Source organism: Bacteroides difficilis, from assembly GCF_048319815.1.
Classification (GTDB): domain Bacteria; phylum Bacteroidota; class Bacteroidia; order Bacteroidales; family Bacteroidaceae; genus Bacteroides; species Bacteroides zhangwenhongii.
Genome location: NZ_CP182814.1, coordinates 1,817,759 through 1,843,166 on the forward strand (window position 1 = coordinate 1,817,759; position 25,408 = coordinate 1,843,166).

General features: G+C 44.8%; 19 protein-coding genes, 2 tRNA genes and 2 rRNA genes. 12 read left to right on the forward strand and 11 right to left on the reverse strand.

Annotation, left to right across the window (positions count from 1 at the left end):
* Positions 1 to 56 precede the first annotated feature (56 nt).
* The 9 genes from ACNOGP_RS06720 (at position 57) to ACNOGP_RS06760 (ending at position 9,388) form a co-directional block, all read left to right on the forward strand.
* A 23S ribosomal RNA gene (locus ACNOGP_RS06720) occupies positions 57 to 2,936 on the forward strand.
* Positions 2,937 to 3,030: 94 nt separating this feature from the next.
* A 5S ribosomal RNA gene (rrf, locus tag ACNOGP_RS06725) occupies positions 3,031 to 3,141 on the forward strand.
* 251 nt (positions 3,142 to 3,392) lie between these two features.
* Positions 3,393 to 3,833 (forward strand): hypothetical protein, encoded by a 441-nt coding sequence (locus ACNOGP_RS06730; protein ID WP_186968508.1) that lies wholly within the window; start codon positions 3,393 to 3,395, stop codon positions 3,831 to 3,833.
* 164 nt (positions 3,834 to 3,997) lie between these two features.
* A complete protein-coding gene (locus ACNOGP_RS06735; RefSeq protein ID WP_143865346.1) occupies positions 3,998 to 4,801 on the forward strand; it encodes a MotA/TolQ/ExbB proton channel family protein in 804 nt (267 codons plus the stop codon).
* 29 nt (positions 4,802 to 4,830) lie between these two features.
* Complete coding sequence (locus ACNOGP_RS06740) at positions 4,831 to 5,436, forward strand: ExbD/TolR family protein (protein ID WP_007767754.1); 606 nt, start codon at positions 4,831 to 4,833, stop codon at positions 5,434 to 5,436.
* A 16-nt stretch (positions 5,437 to 5,452) separates the two neighbouring features.
* A complete protein-coding gene (locus ACNOGP_RS06745; RefSeq protein WP_186927314.1) occupies positions 5,453 to 6,106 on the forward strand; it encodes an ExbD/TolR family protein in 654 nt (217 codons plus the stop codon).
* A gap of 26 nt (positions 6,107 to 6,132) precedes the next feature.
* Positions 6,133 to 6,948 (forward strand): energy transducer TonB, encoded by an 816-nt coding sequence (locus ACNOGP_RS06750; protein WP_007758107.1) that lies wholly within the window; start codon positions 6,133 to 6,135, stop codon positions 6,946 to 6,948.
* A gap of 4 nt (positions 6,949 to 6,952) precedes the next feature.
* Complete coding sequence (locus ACNOGP_RS06755; RefSeq protein ID WP_418214378.1) at positions 6,953 to 7,900, forward strand: PstS family phosphate ABC transporter substrate-binding protein; 948 nt, start codon at positions 6,953 to 6,955, stop codon at positions 7,898 to 7,900.
* Positions 7,901 to 7,921: 21 nt separating this feature from the next.
* Complete coding sequence (locus tag ACNOGP_RS06760; RefSeq protein WP_418214379.1) at positions 7,922 to 9,388, forward strand: tetratricopeptide repeat protein; 1,467 nt, start codon at positions 7,922 to 7,924, stop codon at positions 9,386 to 9,388.
* Positions 9,389 to 9,480: 92 nt separating this feature from the next.
* Here ACNOGP_RS06760 and ACNOGP_RS06765 read toward each other — a convergent pair whose 3' ends face one another.
* From ACNOGP_RS06765 to ACNOGP_RS06790, 6 genes are all read right to left on the reverse strand, one after another.
* The gene (locus ACNOGP_RS06765; RefSeq protein WP_418214380.1) at positions 9,481 to 11,118 is read right to left on the reverse strand and encodes an alpha-galactosidase D; all 1,638 of its coding nucleotides are present in this window, start codon (positions 11,116 to 11,118) and stop codon (positions 9,481 to 9,483) included.
* Between the two features lie 71 nt (positions 11,119 to 11,189).
* Positions 11,190 to 11,262 (reverse strand) — tRNA-Pro (locus ACNOGP_RS06770).
* A 13-nt stretch (positions 11,263 to 11,275) separates the two neighbouring features.
* Positions 11,276 to 11,348, reverse strand: a tRNA-Phe gene (locus ACNOGP_RS06775).
* Positions 11,349 to 11,533: 185 nt separating this feature from the next.
* On the reverse strand, positions 11,534 to 13,183 hold the full coding sequence (gadC, locus tag ACNOGP_RS06780) for a putative glutamine/gamma-aminobutyrate antiporter GadC (protein ID WP_418214381.1): 1,650 nt from the start codon (positions 13,181 to 13,183) through the stop codon (positions 11,534 to 11,536).
* Between the two features lie 179 nt (positions 13,184 to 13,362).
* On the reverse strand, positions 13,363 to 14,328 hold the full coding sequence (gene glsA, locus ACNOGP_RS06785) for a glutaminase A (protein WP_007767643.1): 966 nt from the start codon (positions 14,326 to 14,328) through the stop codon (positions 13,363 to 13,365).
* 7 nt (positions 14,329 to 14,335) lie between these two features.
* A complete protein-coding gene (locus tag ACNOGP_RS06790) occupies positions 14,336 to 15,778 on the reverse strand; it encodes a glutamate decarboxylase (RefSeq protein ID WP_143865334.1) in 1,443 nt (480 codons plus the stop codon).
* Between the two features lie 190 nt (positions 15,779 to 15,968).
* On the opposite strand from ACNOGP_RS06790, the gene ACNOGP_RS06795 reads away from it, so the two are divergent.
* Together ACNOGP_RS06795 and ACNOGP_RS06800 are read left to right on the forward strand one after the other, a co-directional pair.
* A complete protein-coding gene (locus tag ACNOGP_RS06795; RefSeq protein ID WP_418214382.1) occupies positions 15,969 to 17,192 on the forward strand; it encodes an MFS transporter in 1,224 nt (407 codons plus the stop codon).
* A gap of 3 nt (positions 17,193 to 17,195) precedes the next feature.
* Positions 17,196 to 18,110 (forward strand): DMT family transporter, encoded by a 915-nt coding sequence (locus tag ACNOGP_RS06800; protein WP_418214383.1) that lies wholly within the window; start codon positions 17,196 to 17,198, stop codon positions 18,108 to 18,110.
* A gap of 80 nt (positions 18,111 to 18,190) precedes the next feature.
* Here the strand turns inward: ACNOGP_RS06800 and ACNOGP_RS06805 are convergent, their stop codons facing one another.
* The 3 genes from ACNOGP_RS06805 to ACNOGP_RS06815 all read right to left on the reverse strand — a co-directional run bounded on the left by ACNOGP_RS06805 (position 18,191) and on the right by ACNOGP_RS06815 (position 20,435).
* On the reverse strand, positions 18,191 to 18,583 hold the full coding sequence (locus tag ACNOGP_RS06805) for an HIT family protein (protein WP_007756718.1): 393 nt from the start codon (positions 18,581 to 18,583) through the stop codon (positions 18,191 to 18,193).
* A 52-nt stretch (positions 18,584 to 18,635) separates the two neighbouring features.
* Positions 18,636 to 19,100: a transcription elongation factor GreA gene (gene greA / locus ACNOGP_RS06810; protein WP_007756719.1), complete on the reverse strand. Its 465-nt coding sequence runs from the start codon at positions 19,098 to 19,100 to the stop codon at positions 18,636 to 18,638.
* Between the two features lie 183 nt (positions 19,101 to 19,283).
* Positions 19,284 to 20,435, reverse strand: coding sequence for a DUF4369 domain-containing protein (locus ACNOGP_RS06815; protein WP_195533820.1), 1,152 nt, complete (start codon positions 20,433 to 20,435; stop codon positions 19,284 to 19,286).
* A gap of 195 nt (positions 20,436 to 20,630) precedes the next feature.
* On the opposite strand from ACNOGP_RS06815, the gene pnp reads away from it, so the two are divergent.
* Positions 20,631 to 22,757, forward strand: a complete 2,127-nt coding sequence (gene pnp / locus ACNOGP_RS06820; RefSeq protein WP_007767627.1) for a polyribonucleotide nucleotidyltransferase — start codon at positions 20,631 to 20,633, stop codon at positions 22,755 to 22,757.
* Positions 22,758 to 23,305: 548 nt separating this feature from the next.
* On the opposite strand, the gene buk is transcribed toward pnp, so the two are convergent.
* Together buk and ACNOGP_RS06830 are read right to left on the reverse strand one after the other, a co-directional pair.
* Positions 23,306 to 24,367, reverse strand: coding sequence for a butyrate kinase (gene buk, locus ACNOGP_RS06825; RefSeq protein WP_418214384.1), 1,062 nt, complete (start codon positions 24,365 to 24,367; stop codon positions 23,306 to 23,308).
* A gap of 23 nt (positions 24,368 to 24,390) precedes the next feature.
* A complete protein-coding gene (locus tag ACNOGP_RS06830) occupies positions 24,391 to 25,350 on the reverse strand; it encodes a phosphate acyltransferase (protein ID WP_418214385.1) in 960 nt (319 codons plus the stop codon).
* Positions 25,351 to 25,408 lie beyond the last annotated feature (58 nt).

Below are 25,408 nucleotides of genomic sequence, written 5' to 3' on the forward strand. Positions count from 1 at the left end.
GTACGTTTCCGGTATGCGGACTAGCAATAGTTCAATATACAGGGAAGTCAGTTTGAAAGAAAGTAAGCAAGGGCGCATGGCGGATGCCTTGGCTCTCGGAGGCGATGAAGGACGTGATAAGCTGCGATAAGCTTCGGGTAGGTGCAAATAACCTTTGATCCGAAGATTTCCGAATGGGATAACCCGACATTCTGAAGGAATGTCATCCATCCTGGATGGAGGCTAACACAGGGAACTGAAACATCTTAGTACCTGTAGGAAAAGAAAATAATAATGATTCCCCAAGTAGTGGCGAGCGAACGGGGATTAGCCCAAACCAATGTTGTTACGGCAATATTGGGGTTGTAGGACCACGACATCGCAAGAACTTTAGTGAGAAGAACCCTTTGGAAAATGGGACCATAGACGGTGATAGTCCGGTATTCGAAGCTAAACGAAGCGTAGTGGTATCCTGAGTAGCGCGGGACACGAGGAATCTTGCGTGAATCTGCCGGGACCATCCGGTAAGGCTAAATACTCCCGAGAGACCGATAGCGAACCAGTACTGTGAAGGAAAGGTGAAAAGCACTTCGAACAGAAGAGTGAAATAGTCCCTGAAACCATGCGCCTACAAGCGGTCGGAGCTGCGTAAGCAGTGACGGCGTGCCTTTTGCATAATGAACCTACGAGTTACTTTTTCCGGCAAGGTTAAGCATTTTAAAATGTGTAGCCGAAGCGAAAGCGAGTCTGAACAGGGCGACCAGTCGGAAGGAGTAGACGCGAAACCAAGTGATCTACCCTTGGTCAGGTTGAAGGTTAGGTAACACTAACTGGAGGACCGAACCGATAAGCGTTGAAAAGCTTCCGGATGAACTGAGGGTGGGGGTGAAAGGCTAATCAAACTTGGAGATAGCTCGTACTCCCCGAAATGCATTTAGGTGCAGCCTTGTGAGTTACTAATGTGAGGTAGAGCGACTGATAAGATGCGAGGGCTTCACCGCCTATCAAGTCTTGATAAACTCCGAATGCGCATTAGTCCTATCACAGGAGTGAGGGCATGGGTGCTAAGGTCCATGTCCTAAAGGAGAAGAATCCGGACCATCAGCTAAGGTCCCCAAATAGATACTAAGTTGAACTAACGAAGTCAGATTGCTAAGACAGCTAGGATGTTGGCTTGGAAGCAGCCATTCATTTAAAGAGTGCGTAACAGCTCACTAGTCGAGGAGTTTGGCGTGGATAATAATCGGGCATTAAGTATCTTACCGAAGCTATGGGATGTGTAAACATCGGTAGGGGAGCATTCCACTCTGCGTCGAAGGTGAGGCGTGAGCCTTGCTGGAGCGTGTGGAAAAGCAAATGTAGGTATAAGTAACGATAAAGGGGGTGAGAAACCCCCTCGCCGAAAGACTAAGGTTTCCTGATCAACGCTAATCGGATCAGGGTTAGTCGGGTCCTAAGGCTCAGCCGAAGGGTGAGGCCGATGGCAGAACAGGTTAATATTCCTGTACTACCTTAAAGAGTGACGTGGAGACGGAGGAGTGACAGCGCCGCGGACTGACGGAATAGTCCGTTGAAGGGTGTAGATGTTGATTATCCCAGGCAAATCCAGGATAAGAGTCGAACCTGATAGTATGGAGCGTTCTTCGGAACAATCCAATAGTGCGTGTAAACATACTCCCAAGAAAATCCGCTAAACTTAATCTTTAAGGTACCCGTACCGCAAACGGACACACGTAGTCGGGTTGAATATACTAAGGCGCTTGAGTGATTCACGGTTAAGGAACTAGGCAAATTGACCCTGTAACTTCGGGATAAAGGGTCCCAACGAGAGTTGGGCGCAGAGAATAGGTCCAGGCAACTGTTTAACAAAAACACAGGGCTGTGCCAAATTGAAAGATTACGTATACAGCCTGACACCTGCCCGGTGCTGGAAGGTTAAGAGGAGATGTCATCGCAAGAGAAGCATTGAATTGAAGCCCCAGTAAACGGCGGCCGTAACTATAACGGTCCTAAGGTAGCGAAATTCCTTGTCGGGTAAGTTCCGACCTGCACGAATGGTGTAATGATCTGGACACTGTCTCAACCGTGAGCTCAGTGAAATTGTAGTATCGGTGAAGATGCCGATTACCCGCGATGGGACGAAAAGACCCCGTGAACCTTTACTATAGCTTAACATTGAATTTGGGTAATTGATGTGTAGGATAGGCCGGAGACTTCGAAGCAGGTACGCCAGTATTTGTGGAGTCGCTGTTGAAATACGGCCCTTTGATTATTTGAGTTCTAACTCCAAAAATGGAGGACACTGTTTGGTGGGTAGTTTGACTGGGGTGGTCGCCTCCAAAAGTGTAACGGAGGCTTCTAAAGGTGCCCTCAGGACGATTGGTAACCGTCCGTAGAGTGTAATGGCATAAGGGCGCTTGACTGGGAGACATACAAGTCGATCAGGTAGGAAACTAGAGCATAGTGATCCGGTGTTTCCGCATGGAAGGGACATCGCTCAAAGGATAAAAGGTACTCCGGGGATAACAGGCTGATCCCTCCCAAGAGCTCATATCGACGGAGGGGTTTGGCACCTCGATGTCGGCTCGTCACATCCTGGGGCTGGAGAAGGTCCCAAGGGTTGGGCTGTTCGCCCATTAAAGTGGCACGCGAGCTGGGTTCAGAACGTCGTGAGACAGTTCGGTCTCTATCTATCGTGGGCGTATGAAATTTGCGTGGCTCTGACACTAGTACGAGAGGACCGTGTTGGACTGACCTCTGGTTTACCAGTTGTGCCGCCAGGTGCATTGCTGGGTATCTAAGTCGGGATTGGATAAGTGCTGAAAGCATCTAAGTACGAAGCCAGCCACAAGATTAGATTTCTTAGGGTCGTCAAAGACGATGACGTTGATAGGATGCAGGTGTACAGGTGGTAACATCATAGCCGAGCATTACTAATTGCCCGTCCACTTTCTTTTGGACTTGTACGGATCGCGATATATACGTTTAGCGGATTACCTCGGAAACGGGTAATACACTGAGATTTTACTTTTCATCATGTCATAACCTTATTCAGGTGGTTATAGCACGAGGGTTCCACCTCTTCCCATTCCGAACAGAGAAGTTAAGCCTCGTCACGCCGATGGTACTGCGTAACAGTGGGAGAGTAGGTAGCCGCCGTTTTTTAAGAAGCCCCTTGATTCAGCAATGACTCAAGGGGCTTTCTGTTTTCTGTCGCTTCTGAAAATGATTGTTATAAATCTTTTTTAAGATATTAAATGGCTTTCTTTGGAAACAAAATCCTTTCTGGCTTGTTCTAATAGTATGATTAAGATTTATAGTTTAAATGATGTGAATGATGATAAACTTAATCAATTTAATGACTATATTTGCGACCGAATTAGGTAAGACTAATAAATAACAACTAAGATATAATGAAAAGTTCTCCGAGATTCATATTGGCTTGTGTTCTGCTGATGCTATCTTTTAGCATAAGTGGAAATGCTATGGATTTCTCTACTTGCATATCTAGTTGTGAATCGACTTGTCAGTTCTCTGAATCATCTTCAGACAATACTAATCATCGTTCTTCTGTAGGTGGTCATCATGTGGATTATGATAACACACAGTCTTTATCCATTTCTGATGTAGAATTGGGCTTTAAGCCTGTTTCCGAAACGAATTCTAATTATCGTCTGCGTAGAATCATTGAAATTAATGACTCTTTGAAAGACATTATTAATAAGTTTTTCTTGTTGAGAGAAAACTCACTGGTATTAGATCAAAGTAAATCCTATTACTCGGATAAGGATCCTCATTATTCCATTATCTGCAGCGACTATTATGTGTTCGCTCTGAGACGTATCCTTATTTAGTATTTATTCCCTTCACTTCAATTAGTAATTTACTTTTCATACCCTGTATGAACTGTGTGGCTTTTTGTATCTAAAAAGTTACCGGGTCTATAGCGCAGTGTGTCTAATTCTGTTGACAATTTTTTCTAAATAACTAAAATTAATATCTTAACAAAAAACTTATTATGGAAACTACTAAAAAAACTCATGTCGTAGGTATAAAGAATGCCGGTATCGTTATTATCTGCTGTTTTATTCTGGCAGTATGTATTTATCATTTCCTATTGGGAAATCCGTCAAACTTTATGAACAATGATCCGAACAATCACCCGTTGCCAGGAAACTTTTTGGGTACTATTTACAAAGGTGGTATTATCGTGCCTGTCATTCAGACATTGCTGTTGACTGTACTTGCATTGAGTATCGAACGCTATTTTGCTCTCCGCTCTGCTTTCGGAAAAGGTTCTTTAGCTAAATTCGTTGCTAATATCAAAGCTGCATTGGCTGAGGGGGATATTAAGAAAGCGCAGGAAATCTGTGATAATCAGAAAGGTTCGGTAGCTAATGTGGTTACTTCCACTCTTCGTAAATATGACGAAATGGAGAAGAATACTGCTTTGTCTAAGGAGCAGAAGTTATTGGCAATCCAGAAAGAGCTGGAAGAGGCTACTGCATTGGAAATGCCTATGATGCAACAGAATCTTCCGATTATTGCCACAATCACTACATTGGGTACATTGATGGGATTGCTCGGTACTGTAATCGGTATGATCCGTTCGTTTGCCGCTTTGTCTGCAGGTGGTGGTGCTGACTCTATGGCTCTGTCACAAGGTATTTCCGAAGCCTTGATTAACACTGCTTTCGGTATCTTGACCGGTGCATTGGCTGTTATTTCCTACAACTATTACACTAACAAAATTGATAAACTGACTTACGGTCTCGACGAAGTCGGATTCTCTATCGTGCAAACTTTTGCCGCTACTCACTAATTCTGCGGACCCTTTAAAATCTATAAATCATGGGTAGAGCGCAAATTAAAAAGAAAAGTACGTTCATAGATATGACCGCTATGAGTGACGTTACTGTATTGCTTCTTACCTTCTTTATGTTGACTTCAACATTCGTGAAGAAAGAACCGGTGCAGGTAAACACTCCGGCTTCCGTATCGGAAATCAAGATTCCGGAGACAAACGTGCTCCAGATTCTGGTAGATCCTAGCGGAAAGATATTTATGAGCCTCGACAAACAGCAGGATATGCAGGCTGTTTTGGAGAGCATGGGTGAAGAGTATGGCATTAAGTTTACTCCGGAACAGCAGAAGCGGTTTACGTTAGCTTCCACTTTCGGAGTGCCTATCAGAAGTATGCAGAAATTCCTCGATCTTCCTGAAGAACAACGGGATAAGATTCTTAAAAACGAAGGAATTCCATGTGATAGTACCGACAACCAGTTTAAGGCATGGGTACGCAATGCGCGTGCAGCCAACGCTGATTTGCGAATCGCTATCAAGGCGGATGCATCTACTCCATACTCGGTGATAAAGAACGTTATGAACTCACTTCAGGATTTGAGAGAGAACCGGTACAACCTGATTACTTCTCTCAAAGGGGAATCTGAAGAATAGAAAGGAGGAAAACAGTATGAGTGCTGAAGTACAAGAGAGCGGCGGAAAAAATGGAAAGAGCAAACAGAAAAAGTTTGCCGTGCGGGTGGATTTCACTCCGATGGTGGATATGAATATGTTGCTGATTACTTTCTTTATGCTTTGTACCACCCTGAGCAAGCCTCAGACGATGGAGATAAGCATGCCGAGTAATGATAAGAGTATAACAGAACAACAGAAGAGTATGGTGAAGGCTTCGCAGGCAATCACATTGCTGCTAGGAGCGGACAATAAGCTCTATTACTACGAGGGTGAACCGAACTATAAGGATTACACTTCGCTGAAAGAGACGAGTTACACTCCGGATGGAATACGTTCCATACTTCTTCAGAAGAATGCGGCTGCCGTGAACAAAGTGAGGGCTTTGAAGCAGCAGAAGCTGGACCTTAAGATTTCAGAAGAGGAATACCGGAAACAGGTTTCCGAAATTAAGAGCGGAAAAGATACGCCGACCGTGATTATCAAGGCGACGGATGATGCTTCTTATAAGAATCTGATTGACGCGCTGGACGAGATGCAGATATGTAATATAGGTAAGTATGTGATTACGGACATTGCCGAAGCAGACGAATTCTTGATGAAGAATTTCGATGAGAAGGGTGCCTTGTCACAGAATCTGGCCGATAAATGATGTAACACCTAAAACAGAAAAGTAAAATGGCAAAAATAGATTTGACTTCTTCGGAATGGTGTCAACTGATTTTTGAAGGCAAGAATCAGGCGTATGGTGCCTATAAGATGCGTGCCAATTCGACAAAACGGCATAATCTGGCAATGTTTGCTGTATTGGTCATCGCATTGATCGGGTTTACGATTCCTACGTTGCTCAAGTTGGCAACTCCGAAACAAAAGGAAGTGATGACGGAGGTTACTACTCTGTCGAAATTGGAAGAACCGGAAATCAAGCAGGAAGAGATGAAGCGAGTAGAACCTGTAGCTCCTCCCCCCCCTGCATTGAAGAGTTCTATTAAGTTTACGGCTCCCGTCATCAAGAAGGATGAAGAGGTGCACGAGGATAATGAGATCAAGAGTCAGGAAGAGTTGACTTCTACTAAAGTAGCGATCTCCATTGCCGATGTGAAAGGTAATGATGAAGAGAATGGTGCGGATATCGCCGACTTGAAGCAGGTAGTAACACAGGCTGAGCCGGAACCGGAAAAAGTGTTCGATATGGTAGAACAGATGCCTGCCTTCCCGGGCGGAATGCAGGAATTGATGGTTTATCTGGGAAAAAACATCAAATATCCTACTATTGCACAGGAGAACGGAACACAAGGACGTGTTATCATTCAGTTTGTCGTAGAGCGCGACGGTACTATTTCGGATGTGCGTGTGGCACGTGGTGTAGATCCTTATCTGGATAAGGAAGCTGTACGTGTGGTAAAGAGTATGCCGAAGTGGATTCCGGGCAAGCAGAACGGTAAGGCGGTGCGTGTGAAGTTTACAGTTCCGGTAATGTTCAGATTACAATAAAAAGATGATGAAAAGACAATTTTGGCTGATAGGAATCGTTTTGCTGGCGGCATTAAGTGCTTGCCGTTCTAAATCGAAAGACGGACCGACGGATACGTATTCGTCCGGGGTGATAGCTATTGCGGCGGATGAAAGTTTCGAACCCATTGTGCAGGAAGAAATCGATGTGTTTGAGAGTTTGTATCCTCTGGCCGGAATTGTTCCTCGCTACACTACTGAAGTAGAGGCGATTAATTTACTTCTGAAAGACAGTGTCCGGTTGGCAATCGCAACCCGGACACTGACAGAGGAAGAAATGAATTCGTTTCACAGCCGTAAGTTTTATCCTCGTGAGATTAAGCTGGCTACGGATGGACTGGCACTGATTGTGAACCGTGAGAATCCGGATTCATTGTTGAGTGTGCGCGATTTCCGCCGTATCTTGACGGGTGAAGTGAAAGATTGGAAACAGGTGAATCCGGGTTCCCGTCTGAAAGGTATTCGGGTGGTGTTCGACAATAAGAACTCCAGTACAGTACGCTTTGCGATGGATTCGATCTGCAACGGAAAACCGTTGGCGGAAGGAAATGTGAGTGCTTTGAGGACAAATCAACAGGTGATAAATTATGTAGCGCGGAATCCTGATGCGATAGGTGTGATAGGTGTGAACTGGTTGGGAAACCGCAGTGATACTACTAATCTCTCTTTCAGGGAGGAAATTAGGGTGATGGCGGTGAGTGCCGAAGATGTGGCGACTCCCGGAAACAGCTATAAACCTTATCAGGCTTATTTGTATTATGGCAATTATCCATTGGCACGGCCGATTTATGCAATTCTGAATGATCCTCGCAACGGGCTGCCTTGGGGATTCACTTCTTTTATGACCTCCGACAAGGGGCAGCGCATCATATTAAAATCCGGACTTGTCCCGGCTACTCAGCCGATACGTGTAGTCCATGTGAATGACGAATAATAACTAAAATTAGAGACTATCATGAAACGAGTACAAATGTTTTTAGCTGGAGCGTTTATAGCAGTTGGGTCGCTCTATGCACAAACTCCTGCCTCCGAATGGAAAGCGGGTGTTGCAAAATTGAAAGAAACTATTCAGGCGAATCCGGCACAAGCGGCCGAAGAGGCTGAACAAATGATAAAAGGCAAGAATAAAAAGAATATAGAGCTGTTGGTGGCTATCGGTGAGGCTTATCTGGAAGCCGGCAAAATACCGGAAGCTCAGCAATATGCGGCTCTTGCCAAAAAAGCGAACGGCAAATCGGCTGATGCGGCCGTATTGGAGGGAGATATTGCCCTCAAACAGAAGAATGCCGGTCTTGCTTCTCAAAAATATGAGGAAGCCATTTACTTTAATCCGCGCTGTGCGGCGGCTTATCTGAAATTTGCGGATATCTATAAGATGGCAAATTCGAGTCTTGCTATCGAAAAGCTGAATCAACTGAAAGCTTTGCAACCGTCTAACACCGGTGTAGACAAGAAGCTGGCCGAGATTTATTATTTGAAGAATGATTTCAGCAAAGCTGCGGATGCTTATTCGCGTTTTGCTATGGGACCGGCAGCTACTGAGGAGGATTTAGTGAAGTATGCGTTTGCTTTATTCTTGAACCATGATTTCGAGAAGTCGCTTGAAGTAGCCAACATGGGACTGCAAAAGAATCCTCGCCATGCTGCGTTCAACCGCCTGGCAATGTATAATTATACTGACTTGAAGCGTTTTGACGAAGCGATGAAAGCTGCGGATATTTTCTTTAATGAAACCGATAAAGCCGATTATTCTTATTTGGACTATATGTATTACGGACATCTGCTGGAAGATTTGAAAAAATATGATGAAGCTGTGATACAATATGAAAAGGCGGTTCAATTGGAGCCCTCCAATACGAACTTATACAAAAACATCTCTGCTGCTTACGAGCGGAAGAATGATTATAAAAAGGCGATCAGTGCTTACCGGAAATATTATTCATCTCTTGATAAGGCAAAGCAAACTCCGGACTTACAGTTCCAGTTTGGCAGACTTTATTATGGAGCGGGTACGCAATCTGATTCATTGACAATCACTGTCGAAGAGCGTAAACAGGCTTTGGCGTCTGCCGATTCTGTTTTCCAAGCTATCGCAGTGGCAGCACCGGATAGCTATCTGGGTAATTTCTGGAGGGCGCGTGCCAATTCCGCACTTGACCCCGAGACTACTTTAGGATTGGCTAAACCTTTCTATGAGGAAGTGGCTACTTTATTGGAAAGTAAAAATGATCCTCGTTACAATGCTGCCTTGGTTGAGTGCTACAGTTATCTGGGCTATTATTATTTGTTGGCTATCGAGAATCCGGCATTGAAGACCGAAGCGAAAGCGAACAAGGAGACGTCTAGGGACTACTGGAGTAAAATTCTGGCTATAGACCCCGCTAATGCTACTGCTAAAAGAGCATTGGATGGCATCAAATAGTGAATAATTTTAGTTGTTTGTCGTGACGGGAGGAGTGGAGAGTGATCTTAGCTCCTCCTTTTTGCACTTTTTCTATTTATTGTTATTGCAATTTATAATGTCTTTGTCAATGTGAAACAGTCTATGTCCGGTGCCCAATCGTAGCTGTTGCCGATCCGAATGGTATTGTAACCGGCTTTCAGTTCTACCGGAATTGAGATTTGGCTGTGATTATCGTCCTCTCCCAAAGAGCTGATTTTTGTGATGATACCGTTGACATCTACCTCTATCTGCCGTCCTTTTCCGTGTGAATAGTGGATGGTCATATTATAACGTCCGCCGTTTTCACTATATACTTCGCGCCATTCGGCATAGTTCTCCGGTTTTCCACCAAGAAATCCAACTTTCATTTTGCCGGAGGCTTCTTTGTCATAAGCATACTGGATACCTTTGGCGTTTTTGCCTAAGTCATTGAAAAGAGGCAGGTAAGCCCATTCCGCTTCATACAAAGTCGGTTCCAGGCGTGCCTCACCTTCCATGCGGAGGAACATGGCACTGTGGGCAGGGAGCGTTTGCTCAAAAATACCGGAAAAACTGCCTAAATCACTGTGTCTTACTAAATCACGCACTTTCACATTTCCACCGAATTCCAAAGAAGAGAATGGAACGGAGAATCTACATACGGTGTCGGACGGGTTGTACAATGCTACGGCACGCACATTGCCACGTTTCTGCTCGATATCTTTCACCAATACGTATCCTTCGTTTTCATGTTGTGCTACGTATGCCTGTAATCCCAAAGGATCTTGGTTGAGTGCGATTAATTCCTTATTTTTCAGTAATTCGAGCGAAGAATCCGGCATTTTTTCCAAGTCGCATCCGATGAGTAACGGAGAGCTCATGATACACCATAGGCCGAAATGGGCTTCCTCTTCGGTCGGAGTAAGACCGTTGCCGCCTACTCTGCTATTGTTACGGAATCCGATCACCATCATATCCATGTCGTTATAATGTCCGTTTCCGGCATAGGCAGACAGGTAGAGGTTCTTCCCGACTACATATTTTAATGAATTCCAATGTGCATTGATATCGCCGCTGATACGCCAGGAAGTTGCTGCGTCTTTGGCCCAGGTGCCGGGGTAAGCCCATCGGCAGATGTTTATGGAAACATTTTTATTCACTTTATCTATGCTGTTGCGGATAGAGGTATATCGTTCTTTCTCATCCAGTCCTAGCACTTCTCCACCGCAATAATCTATTTTGATGAAATCGAAGCCCCAGTCGCCGAAGTATAATTGGGCGTCTTGCGGTTCGTGGCCGTAGATACCAGCTCCTATTCCTATAGAGTCCTTGTTCCAGAGAGAGCCGCACGTTCTAGTCCCTGCATCCGTATAGAGTCCCGCCTTCATTCCCAAACTGTGTATATGGTCTGCCACAGGTTTCATGCCATTAGGAAAACGTTTCTCGTTTGCTTGCATGACTCCGTTTTCATCCCTTTTGCCGAAGTATCCGTCATCTACATTGATGTACTGATAGCCTGCATCTTTCAATCCTTTCTCCACCATGAGGTCGGCCTGATGTTTAATAATGTCTTCGCTGATGTCTACCAGAAAGGCGTTCCACGAACTCCATCCCATAATAGGTGGATTGAACGGTCGTTCATTCTCTGAAAGAGTGGTTTGGGGCTTTGTACAACTGACGCACAAAAGAGAAGCTGCTACTGCTGTAAAGATAAAGGATCTGTTTTTCATGATATAATAGGTTGGTGTTTTAAAACACAAAAGGTAACTTACTGAAAAACAGAAAGCTACCCTTTTGATTGTCGGAATGAGGCGACTCGAACGCCCGACCCCTACGTCCCGAACGTAGTGCGCTACCAACTGCGCTACATTCCGATTGCTTAAGAAGTGGTGTCACCAGGAATCGAACCGGGGACACAAGGATTTTCAGTCCTTTGCTCTACCAACTGAGCTATGACACCTTTCTTGTTTGCGGGTGCAAAGATAAGTATATTTTTTAATACCGCAATAACTTTGGAAGAAATTTTCGCCAATTTCTGATATGGAGAATAATAGTTGTATTTTTTAGATAATATATATCCCGTATCAACTACCTGAATAGCCGATACGGGATTACTTTTTATATACAGAGATATACCTTTACCTTTTAGGACTTAGGTATCTCCTTTTTGGTGTTTCCGGTTTCCGGAGATGTATTATTAGGGGTTGCACTTCCGCTTGAAACCTTAGAACTTCCTGACGGAGTAGCACCGGAAGCTGTTGCATTGGAAGTTGTTGCACCAGAAGTTGCCGCATTGGAAGTTGCCGTACTGACACTACCGGCAGCTATATTCGCAGTTTGAGGCTGTACTTCCCAATGGAACGGTTCGAAATTGGAATTCGGGTCTACCCAAGACGGTTTCTTTGCTGCATAGATGATGAATGGAGCAACAACGACAATGATAGCACCGATAATCAGTACGGAGAACCATACAGTGTTGCTACCTGTAGAAATCTGGCTGGGTGGGATAAAGCTAAGGATAAAGGCAAGCAATGATCCGCAGAAACCGAGTCCGCCGACGAACCACATCAAACCGTTGCCACTCTTACCGATACGGAACGGGCGGTTCAGTTTTTTCATCTTATAACGAAGTGCGATTGCTCCGGAGAACATCAGCAGATACATGATAAGATAAAGAATCACTGTCAGCTGAGACAGGATCTGGTAGAAACTCTGTACAGAAGGCATAACGACGAACAACAGACTTAATACAGTTACTGCTATACCCTGCACGAACAGAATGTTTTTCTGTACACCCAGTTTGTTTGTTTTCTGGAAGAACGGAGGCATATAACCGGCTTTACCTACGGCAAAGATACCTTTTGACGGACCGGCAACCCATGTCAATACACCTGCCAATACACCGAAGGCAAGGGCGATGGCAATGATCGGTGATAACCAGGAAGCATGGATATACTTGAAGTAGTTGTCAAAACCGACAAGTAAGCTCTGAGTCAGGTTAATATCATTTGCGGGGATGATAACACCAAGTGCGAAAGTACCCAGCACAAAGATAAGAACGGTGATAAGCGCACCGATAAATACTGCTTTCGGGTAGTTCTTGGATGGATTATCTACATCTTTCACGTGGATACCGCCCATTTCCATACCGGCATAGAACAAGAAGATACTGGCGGCTAGAACGACATTGTCGAAATTGGTAAAGTCGGGGAAGAAGCTGCTGTCGAAATTCATGTTAGAGTGTCCGCCTGTTGCGAGATAAATGATACCTAGGATAATCAACAATCCGGCCGGAATAATCGTACCGACCAAACCGCCGATTTTAGCCACTTTACCAACCCAGCTCATACCTTTCAGGGAAATGAATGTTGCCAGCCAATAGATGATAAGTACGACGACAAGCGTGTAATACTTGTTGTTTGCCAGTGACATATCATGTACGTCATTCATTCCGATGAAGGCGATGGATACGGCACCGAATGTTAGTACTGTGGGATACCAGATTGTACTTTCAATCCATTGTACCCAAATGGCGAGGAATCCCAGTTTCTTGCCGTAGGCTTCACCTACCCACCGGAACACACCGCCTTGTTTATCCTGGAACATGGCCGCCAATTCTGCTGCGACGAGCGATGTAGGAATAAGAAAGACAATAGCTGCAAAAAGATAGTAAAAGGCCGAACTCATTCCGTATACGGCCTCGGCCGGTAGTCCACGCAATGATACTACTGCCGTAACGTTCATGATAGCGAGGGTAAACACACCCAGCTTCACTGCATTTTTAATATTTGCCATAAGTTAAGGTTTTAAGTGAAAAATATTTTAAAGTCAGTGTTATAACAACATTTTGTACGAGATGTTCCCGCAATCTCTTTCAAAGTTCGTTAATTAACATCGTAAAATAGATAGATTGTAATAGAAAAAGGTTACTATCGCGCAATAGTAACCCTTCACTTTTTATCGGGAAAGTCTTTTTAATCAACGATCGTGATATGATTCTGACCGAATACATTCAGTCCTAGTTTGTTCATGATGTACTGGATAGCCAACTGTGCTTTTACAGAGTTACCCGATCCATCCAAAGGAGGAGCGAATGCTGCGATACCGAACTGTCCGGGTAGCACACCCATCACACCACCTCCTACACCTGTCTTGGCCGGAATGCCGGAAGTATACATCCAGTCGCCGGTATGTTCGTAGAAACCTACCGCGGCAATCATGGCTGTGATTTTAGGAGACAAGCTGGCGTCGAACACTTCTTTCTTGGTCACCGGATTCACACCGCCGTTGGCGATTGTTCCGGCAGCGATGGAAAGCTGCAATGCGGTCACTCCCAATGAACATTGACGCGTATAAAGGTCTAGGGACATATCCGGATCATCATAGATACGGTTGTAGTTCTTCAGCAGCCAGGCAATGGAGCGGTTGTTGAAGTTAGTATCCGATTCGGACTTGTACAATTCGTCTATCAGTTGAGGAGCACTGCCGCACAAGTCGGTTATGTTTCCTACGATGGCGTCCCATTTCTTGGCAGAGTCGCCTATTGGTTTCACCATACTGCAAGCGGAGATGGCGCCGGCGTTTACCAATGGAGTAGACGGGTGGTCGTTTTCCAGCAAGATGGCGATGATAGAGTTGAAAGGCAAGCCTGTCGCATCAGCTCCGATCTTGTCCAATATTTCCTTAGCGCCATATTGGCGCAGAGCCAGGATAGCCGTATGTACTTTGGATACGGATTCTATTCCGAAGCGGTAGTCGGTATCCCCCACATGGATGGTCTGCCCGTTGAGCAGGCAGACACTGATTCCGAAGAGATCTTTGTTGACATTGGCCAAGTAAGGAATATAGTCGGCATTCTTGCCTCCCGTATTCGTCTTTACCTGATCGTATGCCTCCTGTACCACTTCTTGCAATTGAGCGAGTGTTACTTTTTTATTCATAGATCTTTTATTTTTTAGCTGTTTTACGACGGCCGCCGTGGTTGAATATTTTAGCTTCTACCGGAAGATTCTTCTCCTGTGCTATGCGGGTAGGAGTAGGATAATCCAATTTTTCCAGTTCTGCGATGGCGTTCTTGATGTCGCCCAGCAACATATCTGCCATATCGCGGCTGAATCCCTGACGGACAACGACACGCATCACTACATAATCTTCCAGTTTGGAAGGCAATGTATAAGCCGGAACCATCCAACCGTGTTGAGATAGTTTATCCTGCAAATCATACAAAGTCCATTTAGCGTTCTTTGCATATTCCGGTTTCAGATACCAGATGAACAACGGGTTTACCACTTCGTTAGAGTAGTTGACGAACGGAGCCATCTTGGCTATTTCGTCATGGATGTATTTAGCGATCTGCAAAGAGTTGTACTGTACTTCTTTGTAACCTTGGAATCCTAAACGGATGAACTGGTAGTACTGTCCCAGAATCTGAGCAGCCGGGCGAGAGAAGTTCAAACCTACTTGAGTGATGTTAGCACCCAGATAATTTACACTGAACGACATCTCTTCTGGCAGATATTCTTTGCCTTTCCAAACCACCCAACCGAGTCCCGGATATACCAGACCGAACTTATGACCGGATACACTGATGGAAAGCACCCATTTCAGGCGGAAGTCCCATTTTGTTTCCGGGTAAAGGAACGGAAGGATAAAACCACCGCTGGCAGCGTCTACGTGGATAGGAATGTCATAACCGGTCTTGGCGTTGTAAGCATCGAGTGCTTTGTCCAATGCTTCTACGTCATCGTTCAGTCCTGTCCATGTAACACCCTGGATAGGTACGATACAAATTGTATTCTCATCACACATTTTCAAGGCTTCTTCGGGGTCGAGTGTGGTTTTGTCAAGTGTCAAAGGCACTTCACGCATTTCAATCTGCCACAACTGTGCAAATTTCTCCCATACAACCTGGAAACCTGTAGAAATAACAAAGTTCGGTTTATCAAACGGTTTACCTTGAGCTTGTCTTTTCTTACGCCAGCGCAACCAGGCAGCTACACCACCCAGCATACAAGCTTCTGAGGAACCGATAGCCAGAGCACCGGTTTTCCAAGTATCTTTTTCCGGAGAATTCCATAGGTTGGCAACGATGTTGATACATTTACCGTTCATCACTGCGATACGCGGATACTCAGTTTCGTCAATGTAGTTAATGTTGATGGCTTCGTTCATCAGCTTGGTAGCATATTCATCCATGTAGGTAGTCACGAAAGTAGCCAGGTTCAGGCGCGGTTGAGTCTGAGCGAATGTTTCGTCTTTTACCATCTGGTAGGCGACTTCAGGAGTAGTAGGTCCATCAGGTATCTTCTCTACCGGAGAGGGTTGCAACATTCTGTCTGAACCAAATGCTTCTGTTTTAGCATCGCCTTTTCTGAAATTTAAATCTTCCATACTTAATTTGTTTTTTAAAAGGTTTAGGGCGATGGGGATTTTCCCCGTCGAATTTCCCACAACAACAGCAGGCAGTTTTGAAAGTTTTCGGCTTTTACATTATTTGGCGTTTATTAAGGGGGGGATTCGTTTTGAACTTTATGCGATGAGTATTGTTCTCATCAAACCTAAACTTTTAACGAATTTGCGTATGAAAATACAGACGGGAAGAGGAACGATTCCTCTTATCACTTTAATAGCCATCTGGTCTGTTTCGGCACTGACTTCTCTGCCGGGGCTGGCCGTTTCGCCTATATTGGGCGATCTTACGAAGATATTTCCGGAAGCTACGGATTTGGATATCCAGATGTTGACTTCGCTTCCTTCCTTGCTCATTATTCCTTTCATTCTGCTGGGTGGTAAGTTGACGGAGAAAGTCGACTTTGTCCGTATCCTGAAAATCGGACTTTGGCTCTTTGCGGTGAGCGGTATGTTGTATCTGGTTTCCAATAAGATGTGGCAATTGATTGTAGTAAGTGCCTTACTGGGTATCGGGGCTGGGCTGATTATTCCGTTATCTACCGGTCTGGTGTCGAGGTATTTTACCGGAACTTACCGGGTAAAACAATTCGGCCTTAGTTCAGCAATCACTAATTTTACGTTGGTGATAGCGACTGCCGTCACCGGTTATCTGGCGGAAGTCAGTTGGCATTTACCCTTTCTGGTCTATTTGCTTCCGCTGATTTCTATTCTGTTGATCGGTCGTCTGAAGAAAGACCGGCCGGAAGTTGCCGCTGCGGATAGTGCAAGTTCGGAAGAAGAACGGGCGGCGATAGATACCGGCGGTAGTAAATATGGTATCCATGTGAAGCATTTGATAGAATTGATGTTCTTCTACGGAGTGACGACTTATATCGTATTGGCGGTGATATTCAATCTGCCTTTCCTGATGGAGAAGCATCATTTCTCAAGTGGAAATTCGGGCTTGATGATTTCTCTTTTCTTTCTGGCGATTATGGCTCCGGGATTCTGTCTGGATAAGATTGCGGCTACATTGAAAGAACGTACCAAAGCATACAGCTTGCTGTTCATGGCATTGGGATTGTTGCTCATTTGGATAGCTCCGCTTGAATGGCTGATTATTCCCGGATGTCTGTTTGTGGGGTTGGGCTATGGTGTTATCCAACCCATGCTTTATGATAAGACTACGCATACCGCATTGCCGGAAAAGGCCACATTGGCACTGGCATTTGTAATGATGATGAACTATCTTGCCATCTTACTTTATCCTTTCATCGTTGATTTCTTCCAATGGATATTTCATACCAAGTCTCAGGAATTTCCTTTTATATTCAATCTGGTGATTACCGTTGTCACTTTCTGTTGGGCTTATCTGCGCCGTAATACTTTTTTGTTTAATGATCAACTGAAATAACAAATGAAGAATAAGAAACTGGAGGCCAACTTGAGTATGGCTGTCTCGAAAGTGTTTAGTGGTTTGAATGTGAATGCCTTGAAGTTCCTCCTGCCTTTGTGGATGAGTCCGCTGACAGGGGCTGCTTTCCGATGTACTTTTGCTGCCGTCGCATTTTGGGTGATCAGCTGCTTCATGCCCCCGGAGAAGACAACTGCCAAAGACAAATGGCTTCTTTTCTTATTAGGCGCTTGGGGGCTTTATGGCTTTATGTTTCTCTACCTGACCGGTTTGAGTAAGACAACGCCTGTCTCCAGCTCTATTTTTACCAGCCTTCAACCTATCTGGGTATTTCTGATCATGGTATTCTTTTATAAGGAAAAGGCGACAAGAAAAAAGATAATTGGTATCTCCATCGGATTGACCGGCGCATTGGTCTGCATCCTGACCCAACAGAGTGACGACCTCGCCTCCGACGCCTTTTTAGGTAATATGCTTTGCCTTCTCAGTTCTGTCGTTTATGCTGTCTATCTCATTTTGAGTCAGCGTATACTTACCGCTATCGGTGCGATGACAATGCTTAAATACACATTTTCGGGCGCAGCCGTTTCTGCTGTCATAGTGACACTGATTACAGGATTTGAAGCTCCGGTATTGTCCATGCCTTTCCATTGGACGCCTTTCCTTGTGCTGATGTTCGTACTGATTTTCCCGACCACTTTGAGTTATATGTTACTTCCTGTCGGATTGAAATACCTGAAAACGACGGTTGTTGCCATTTATGGTTACTTGATTCTGATTGTCGCGACCGTTGCTTCTTTGATATTGGGGCAAGACCGCTTCAGTTGGACACAAATGTTTGCCATCCTCTTTATTTGCATCGGGGTTTACCTGGTGGAAGTGGCGGAAAGCAAGGAAAGCTGTACAAAACCGGCTTGAAACGATTTACTTCTGCCGTATGAAAAGAAAAGAGGGCAACCCATCGCAGGCTGCCCTCTTGCTTATGTCATCATCATGTTTTATAGAGAGGAGTTGATTGCTTGTGCTATCGACTTGAATTCTTCATCCGACAATTTCAATTTCGGATTTGAGAACAACATATCCGATTCCTTTTGGATAGGAATTAAATGAATATGAGCGTGAGGAACTTCGAGTCCGATAACTGCTTCGCCCACTTTTTGGCATGGGAAAGCTTTTTCGATGGCACGGGCTACCTTTTTTGCAAATACGTGCATTGCGGCCAGGTCTTCATCGCTCAAATCGAAAATATAGTCTACTTCCTGTTTGGGCACTACCAATGTATGTCCTTTTACCAACGGATTGATATCGAGGAAAGCAAAAAACTTTTCGTTTTCCGCCACCTTGTAGCAGGGGATTTCGCCTGCGATGATTCTGCTGAATATTGTTGCCATAACTTTTTATTGATAAAATAAGGCAAGCCTCACACGGAGACTTGCCTTTTTGTTAAAATGATATGTTTACTACTTCCAATGCAATTTTGCCCTGCGGAACTGTAATTTCTGCAACTTCACCTACCTTCTTGCCAAGCAGTCCTTGTGCAATCGGAGTGTTAACGGAAATCTTGCCTTCCTTCAAGTTAGCTTCGCTTTCAGAAACAATGGTATAAGTCATTTTCATACCGTTCTTCACGTTCTTCAGTTCCACCTTATTTAAAATCTGTACGGAATCTGTTTTGAGTTTGGACTCATCAATGATTTTTGCATCTGCGATCACCGTTTTCAATTTGTTGATGCGCATTTCCAACATACCTTGCGCTTCTTTGGCGGCATCGTATTCTGCATTTTCCGATAAGTCTCCTTTATCTCTGGCTTCGGCTATTGCCGCAGAGATCTTCGGGCGTTCCACTGTTTCCAGCTCTTTAAGTTCCGCCATTAGTTTTTTGTAACCTTCTTCTGACATATAAGCCATGATGTTTTCCTCCTTTAATTGTTTTTTATGGTCATATAAACAAAAAAGAATTCCAACATGAGTCATGTTGGAACCCTCTTTTTCATTATTTCTTTGCAAAGATAGCCTTTTAAGTGATACGTGTCAAGTTAAAAAAGCTGCTATGTAACATATTTAAATGAAATATGCTAATTTATAACAACTTTAGAGCAATGACTTGACGGCAGCTTCCAAATCTTTGATATCTTCGCCGCGAAGTTTCAGTTCGTTGTTGCGATTAATCAGGAAGATGGACGGTACTTGGCGTACATTATATACAGCTACATTCGTAGAATATACTCCGTTGCCATCGCGTACGCATACCCACGGAAGGTTGGCGGCCGATGTTTTCCAATAGTGCTCGTCCGCGTCGAGAGATACCTGGTAAATTTCCAGACCTTGCGAAGCGTATGTATTATATAGTTCGCGAAGCATCAGGTTGTGGGGAGCACCTGCCGGCGACTGGAACACGGAGAAGTCAAGTAATACGACTTTACCTTTCAAGTCGGTCAGCTTACGTACATTTCCTTTTACGTCACGCAATGCGATATCTATAATTCCTGTTTCTACAATTTTGTCTTGCGGAATCTCCAAAGCTTTCGCTTGCGGCTGGCGTGTATTCTTCATACCTTTGATAACAATGTTATAAAGATTCTTGGAGCGTACAGCATTGGGGAATGTGTTGTTGAGGCTCGTCGCTACGGCTGCAAAACATTTCACGTCATCTTTATTATTCAACGGATCGAATATCAGATAATTGTTCAGCTTCTGGAACAGTGCGAAATAGGCGGCTGCCGTGTTGGGAGCTGCGAAGATATAGTTCACTTTCACGTCCTCTTTATATTTACCGAGCAATGTTGCCAGACTGTCCTCAAAGACATCGTGTCCTATCTTGTTGCCGCGCAGTGCAGCCAACAGGTCATCCACATTTTTCTGGAGACGGATTTGTTTCAGCGTCAGTTCTTTTATCTTGTTGCTGTTTTCCGAACCTTCTACGGTATAATCGGTGGAGAAGTCCACATACGGAGCTTTGATCTGAACCGTTTCGATAGAGTCTACAGAAAAGTTGATTACTTTGTCGTCTATCCGCAGACGGTAAAATTCGGGAGATTCGGGACGAACTTGTTTAAAGCTGAATGTACCTTCACCTTTCAGTTTCACTGAATCGAGCGGAACAATACCTTCCAGACCGGAAGCTTCCAGATAAAGCATTTTGCCGTCGGCTCCTGATACATCCCCGTTCACCTGGAATTTAGGACCGGTACTACAAGCTGTAATAGTAAGTGCGGCAAGTGCTGCAAAAGTTATCTTTTTCATATAGCGTGTGTTATTTACGAGTTGCAAATATACTTCTTTTCGAGATTAGTCAAAGCATTTTGTTGTGTTCTTCTCCTAATTTTGAAAAAAAATCGGTTTGCAACTAACTTTTTACCTCATTTCCACCTGATTACCACGATAAATGTATATCTTTGCAGGAATTTTGAAAGAAAAAGTATAGATAAAACAATTTTTATGATTAACCCAATTGTTAAGACGATCGAGTTGGCGGATGGAAGAACCATTACACTCGAAACGGGAAAGTTGGCAAAACAGGCAGACGGTTCTGTAATGCTACGCATGGGCAACACCATGTTATTAGCTACTGTTTGTGCCGCTAAAGATGCAGTTCCCGGAACAGATTTCATGCCTTTACAGGTAGAGTACAAAGAAAAATTTGCGGCATTCGGCCGTTTCCCGGGTGGTTTCACCAAGCGAGAAGGTAGAGCTTCTGACTATGAGATTCTGACATGCCGTCTCGTTGACCGTGCTCTCCGTCCTTTATTCCCTGATAATTATCATGCAGAGGTATATGTGAACATCATCCTCTTCTCGGCTGATGGTGTAGATATGCCGGATGCGTTGGCAGGACTTGCAGCTTCTGCAGCACTTGCCGTTTCCGATATTCCGTTCAACGGACCTATCTCTGAAGTACGTGTGGCACGTATCGACGGTCAGTTCGTTATCAACCCGACTTTTGAACAACTCGAAAAAGCAGATATGGACCTTATGGTTGCCGCTACTTATGAGAACATCATGATGGTGGAAGGCGAAATGCAGGAAGTGTCTGAGGCTGAATTGCTGGAAGCCATGAAAGTGGCTCACGAAGCTATCAAGATTCATTGCAAGGCTCAGATGGAGTTGACAGAAGCGGTAGGTAAGACGGTAAAACGTGAATATTGCCACGAAGTGAACGATGAAGAATTGCGTAAGGCAGTTCGTGAGGCTTGTTATGACAAGGCTTACGCCGTAGCAGCTTCAGGAAATAACAATAAGCACGAGCGTTTTGACGCTTTCGAAGCTATCCGTGAAGAGTTCAAGGCTCAGTTCTCTGAAGAAGAGTTGGAAGAAAAAGGACCTCTGATCGACCGTTACTATCATGATGTGGAAAAAGAAGCAATGCGCCGTTCCATCCTTGACGAAGGCAAGCGTTTGGATGGCCGTAAGACTACTGAAATCCGCCCGATCTGGTGTGAGGTTGGTCCGTTGCCCGGTCCTCACGGATCCGCTATCTTTACTCGTGGCGAGACTCAGTCATTGACTTCTGTTACGTTGGGTACTAAGATGGACGAAAAGATTATCGACGATGTTCTGGAACACGGAAAAGAACGTTTCCTGTTGCATTATAACTTCCCTCCTTTCTCTACAGGTGAAGCAAAAGCACAGCGTGGTGTAGGCCGTCGCGAGATCGGTCACGGTCACCTGGCTTGGCGTGCTTTGAAAGGACAGATTCCTGCTGACTATCCGTACGTAGTACGTGTAGTTTCCGATATCCTCGAATCTAACGGTTCTTCTTCTATGGCAACCGTATGTGCCGGTACATTGGCATTGATGGATGCAGGTGTGAAGATCAAGAAGCCGGTATCAGGTATCGCTATGGGACTGATTAAGAATCCGGGTGAAGAAAAATATGCCGTATTGTCCGATATACTCGGTGACGAGGATCATCTCGGAGATATGGACTTCAAAGTGACCGGAACAAAGGATGGTATCACTGCTACTCAGATGGATATCAAGGTAGACGGTCTGTCATACGAAATTTTGGAACGTGCTTTGAATCAAGCAAAAGAAGGTCGTATGCACATCCTGAACAAGATTACCGAAACAATTGCCGAGCCGCGTGCTGAACTGAAAGAACACGCTCCGCGCATCGAGACAATGACGATTCCTAAAGAATTTATCGGTGCAGTGATCGGTCCTGGCGGTAAGATTATTCAAGGTATGCAGGAAGAGACAGGTGCTGTGATTACTATCGAGGAAATTGATGGTATGGGACGTATCGAGGTTTCAGGAACAAATAAGAAATGTATTGATGACGCAATGCGCATGATCAAAGCGATTGTTGCTGTTCCCGAAGTAGGCGAAGTGTATAAAGGTAAAGTTCGTTCTATCATGCCTTATGGTGCGTTTATCGAATTCTTGCCGGGCAAAGACGGTTTGCTGCACATCTCCGAAATTGATTGGAAACGTCTTGAGACTGTAGAAGAAGCCGGAATTAAGGAAGGTGATGAGATTGACGTGAAGTTGATCGATATCGATCCGAAAACAGGTAAATTCAAACTTTCTAGAAAAGTTTTGTTGCCAAGACCGGAAAAGAAGTAAAGAGCGAATAGCTTTATAATAGTAAGGATAGCCCGAAAACTTAGTTTTCGGGCTATTTTTTTATACGATGAATAGGGAATAAGGAGAGAGAATCGGGCTAAAAAAGAGAATCGGAAAGTACCCCCATACTTCCCGATTCGAAACAGTCAAAAATCGACCTTAATCAATTTATTAACTTAACACGTTGCAAATATATGAGATTTTTTTCTTAGAAAGGACTTTTTACGCAAAAAAGTTTAGACTGCGAGGATAATATGCTTTTCCGTTTGTTGTTGCTTGGGATGTTTATCGGCTGTTATAAAGGAGTGAGTTTACTTGGCTTTTAATGTCGCTTTTCTTGTTTTTCTTATATTAATTTCGTATCTTAAGAAATTTTGTTTTTGCCTGTTTGGGTGGTCACTTTGCAAAGTGATATTTGTCATTCTATAAAGTGCCATTTGTCTTCTTATAAGGGGACATTGGTCACCTTGTAAGGTGACGACTACCCGCGTGCATAAAAAGGTACTGTTTTGTGCGCGTCAATTCCTTATTCTCTGCGTGGAGCAACCTTACTTATATACTTGTATCGGCAATTCTCCCCGTAATGCACCGAGCGCGTTGAGGGCTAATGCTTCCAATTCATCTTCTCCGGGATACACATATACGGGAGCAATGAATGATATGCGTTCTTTCAATCGGCTGATTACATAATCGGAATGCGCGATACCGCCTGTCAGTAGAATGGCATCCGCCTTTCCGTAGAGTACGGTAGCGGCGGCTCCTATCTCTTTGGCGATATTGTAAATCATGGCATCCAATATCAGTTTGGCGTGATGGTCGCCTGCTTCAATGGAACGTATGACGGTGGGGATGTCGGTTGTTCCCAGATGGGCGGCCAGTCCGGCACGTCCGGAAATACGTTTTTTAAGTTCGTCGTTCGTGAACCGGCCGCTGTGGCACAAGTCAATCAACTGCCCGGCAGGCAGTGTACCGGCACGTTCGGGGGAGAAAGGACCGGAGCCGTCCAATGCATTGTTGGCGTCTATCGCTCTTCCGTGCCGATGGACGGCTACGGAAATCCCTCCACCTAAATGGCAGACAATCAGATCTAAATCTTCATACTTTGTGCGCTGTTCTTTGGCGAAGCGTCGGGCGATGGCCCGTTGGTTCAATGCGTGCCAGATAGTGATTTTCGGCATGAGTGGAGAGCCTGTGATGCGTGCAACGTCTTCCAGCTCGTCAACAACGCCCGGATCTGCGATGAAAGCCCGGCAACCGGGAAGCAAGAGGCTGAGTTCGGAAGCTATGAGACAACCCAAGTTACAAGCGTGATTGCGCATGGCATGGATGATATCGTCCAACATGATATCGTTTACCTCATACACTCCACCGGGAATCGGTTTCAACAGTCCTCCCCGTCCGATGATCGCATCAAAGTCGAAAGGTATCTTTTCGGACTCCAGCACTTTCAGTACCAGGTTCTTGCGGAACTCAAACTGATCGATAATACGTGGAAATGCGGCTAACTCTTCTGTCGTATGTTTTATGTTGCGGATTAGCAATGGCGTTTCATTCTCATAAACAGCTATTTTGGTGGACGTGGAGCCGGGGTTGATAACTAGAATCTTCATGGATCGTGAGGCTTAAGTGTGATTTAGATGGATGAACTTGCAACTTGAGTACCCTGCTTCCTGCATTCACAGTCTCCCGACACCTGCAGGCACGCCATAGCGATACTGTAATATTTGGACAATCCGGAGTCACTGCGCGAAGGAAGAACCACCGGGCAGATAGGTCCTTGCAACAATCCCGCCATCTCTGCTTTGGCGAAGAGGGAAACGGACTTGTAAAAAGCATTCCCCGATTCGATATTCGGGAAAATCAGTACATCTGCCTGTCCGTTGATGGGGGAGACGATTCCTTTGATATTCCCGCTTGCCTGTTCGCAGGAAGTACGCACGTCCAATGGTCCGTCAATAATTACATTGCCGAACTCGCCGGCTTCGGCAAGCTCTACGATATTCACATAATCCAATGAATGAGGGAATTTGGCACTGACCTTTTCGGTGCAGTGTATTAATGAGATGCGCGGTTGTTCGATCCCGAAATGACGGCAGGTGCAGATGGCATACCAGATCATTTCAATGCGTTGCTGCAATGTAGGACGCGGAATGACGGCCGCATCCGAGAAGAAAAGCAGCTTATCGTACGTTGGTATCTCCATGACGGCAAGATGAGTCAGGATTTTTCCTTTAGGGAGCAAGCCTTTCTCCTTGTCGAGGATGGCGTGCAACAGATTGTCCGTATTGATAATCCCTTTCATCAGGATATCGGCTCCCCCTTCGCGGACGATACACACCGCTTCACGCGCCGCTTCGTCGGGGTCCTCTATATGAAGGGTTTTCACATATTCGGGATATTGCTTGAGTGTGGGATATTTCTCCAGAATGGCTGAATCTCCGATCATGAGAAACTCCGCAATGCCCTCTTCCAAAGCGCGGGAAATGGCGTATTCCGTGTTGGGGTCGTTGGCACAGACTACGGCGATACGTTTTCTGCGGTTCAGTACTTTAAGATGGGCTGTCAGTTGAGCGAAATTTCGAATAGGTTCCATAACGTTAGATTTTTAGCAAATATCTGAAAAATCATTGAAAAAATAACGATTCCAAACC

What these genes read in the sequence shown, in the direction of transcription:
- ACNOGP_RS06730 (WP_186968508.1), top strand. Translation starts at nt 3,393, where the DNA reads ATGAAAAGTTCTCCGAGATTCATATTGGCTTGTGTTCTGCTGATGCTA.
- ACNOGP_RS06735 (WP_143865346.1), top strand. Translation starts at nt 3,998, where the DNA reads ATGGAAACTACTAAAAAAACTCATGTCGTAGGTATAAAGAATGCCGGT.
- ACNOGP_RS06740 (WP_007767754.1), top strand. Translation starts at nt 4,831, where the DNA reads ATGGGTAGAGCGCAAATTAAAAAGAAAAGTACGTTCATAGATATGACC.
- ACNOGP_RS06745 (WP_186927314.1), top strand. Translation starts at nt 5,453, where the DNA reads ATGAGTGCTGAAGTACAAGAGAGCGGCGGAAAAAATGGAAAGAGCAAA.
- ACNOGP_RS06750 (WP_007758107.1), top strand. Translation starts at nt 6,133, where the DNA reads ATGGCAAAAATAGATTTGACTTCTTCGGAATGGTGTCAACTGATTTTT.
- ACNOGP_RS06755 (WP_418214378.1), top strand. Translation starts at nt 6,953, where the DNA reads ATGATGAAAAGACAATTTTGGCTGATAGGAATCGTTTTGCTGGCGGCA.
- ACNOGP_RS06760 (WP_418214379.1), top strand. Translation starts at nt 7,922, where the DNA reads ATGAAACGAGTACAAATGTTTTTAGCTGGAGCGTTTATAGCAGTTGGG.
- ACNOGP_RS06765 (WP_418214380.1), bottom strand. Translation starts at nt 11,118, where the DNA reads ATGAAAAACAGATCCTTTATCTTTACAGCAGTAGCAGCTTCTCTTTTG.
- gadC (WP_418214381.1), bottom strand. Translation starts at nt 13,183, where the DNA reads ATGGCAAATATTAAAAATGCAGTGAAGCTGGGTGTGTTTACCCTCGCT.
- glsA (WP_007767643.1), bottom strand. Translation starts at nt 14,328, where the DNA reads ATGAATAAAAAAGTAACACTCGCTCAATTGCAAGAAGTGGTACAGGAG.
- ACNOGP_RS06790 (WP_143865334.1), bottom strand. Translation starts at nt 15,778, where the DNA reads ATGGAAGATTTAAATTTCAGAAAAGGCGATGCTAAAACAGAAGCATTT.
- ACNOGP_RS06795 (WP_418214382.1), top strand. Translation starts at nt 15,969, where the DNA reads ATGAAAATACAGACGGGAAGAGGAACGATTCCTCTTATCACTTTAATA.
- ACNOGP_RS06800 (WP_418214383.1), top strand. Translation starts at nt 17,196, where the DNA reads ATGAAGAATAAGAAACTGGAGGCCAACTTGAGTATGGCTGTCTCGAAA.
- ACNOGP_RS06805 (WP_007756718.1), bottom strand. Translation starts at nt 18,583, where the DNA reads ATGGCAACAATATTCAGCAGAATCATCGCAGGCGAAATCCCCTGCTAC.
- greA (WP_007756719.1), bottom strand. Translation starts at nt 19,100, where the DNA reads ATGGCTTATATGTCAGAAGAAGGTTACAAAAAACTAATGGCGGAACTT.
- ACNOGP_RS06815 (WP_195533820.1), bottom strand. Translation starts at nt 20,435, where the DNA reads ATGAAAAAGATAACTTTTGCAGCACTTGCCGCACTTACTATTACAGCT.
- pnp (WP_007767627.1), top strand. Translation starts at nt 20,631, where the DNA reads ATGATTAACCCAATTGTTAAGACGATCGAGTTGGCGGATGGAAGAACC.
- buk (WP_418214384.1), bottom strand. Translation starts at nt 24,367, where the DNA reads ATGAAGATTCTAGTTATCAACCCCGGCTCCACGTCCACCAAAATAGCT.
- ACNOGP_RS06830 (WP_418214385.1), bottom strand. Translation starts at nt 25,350, where the DNA reads ATGGAACCTATTCGAAATTTCGCTCAACTGACAGCCCATCTTAAAGTA.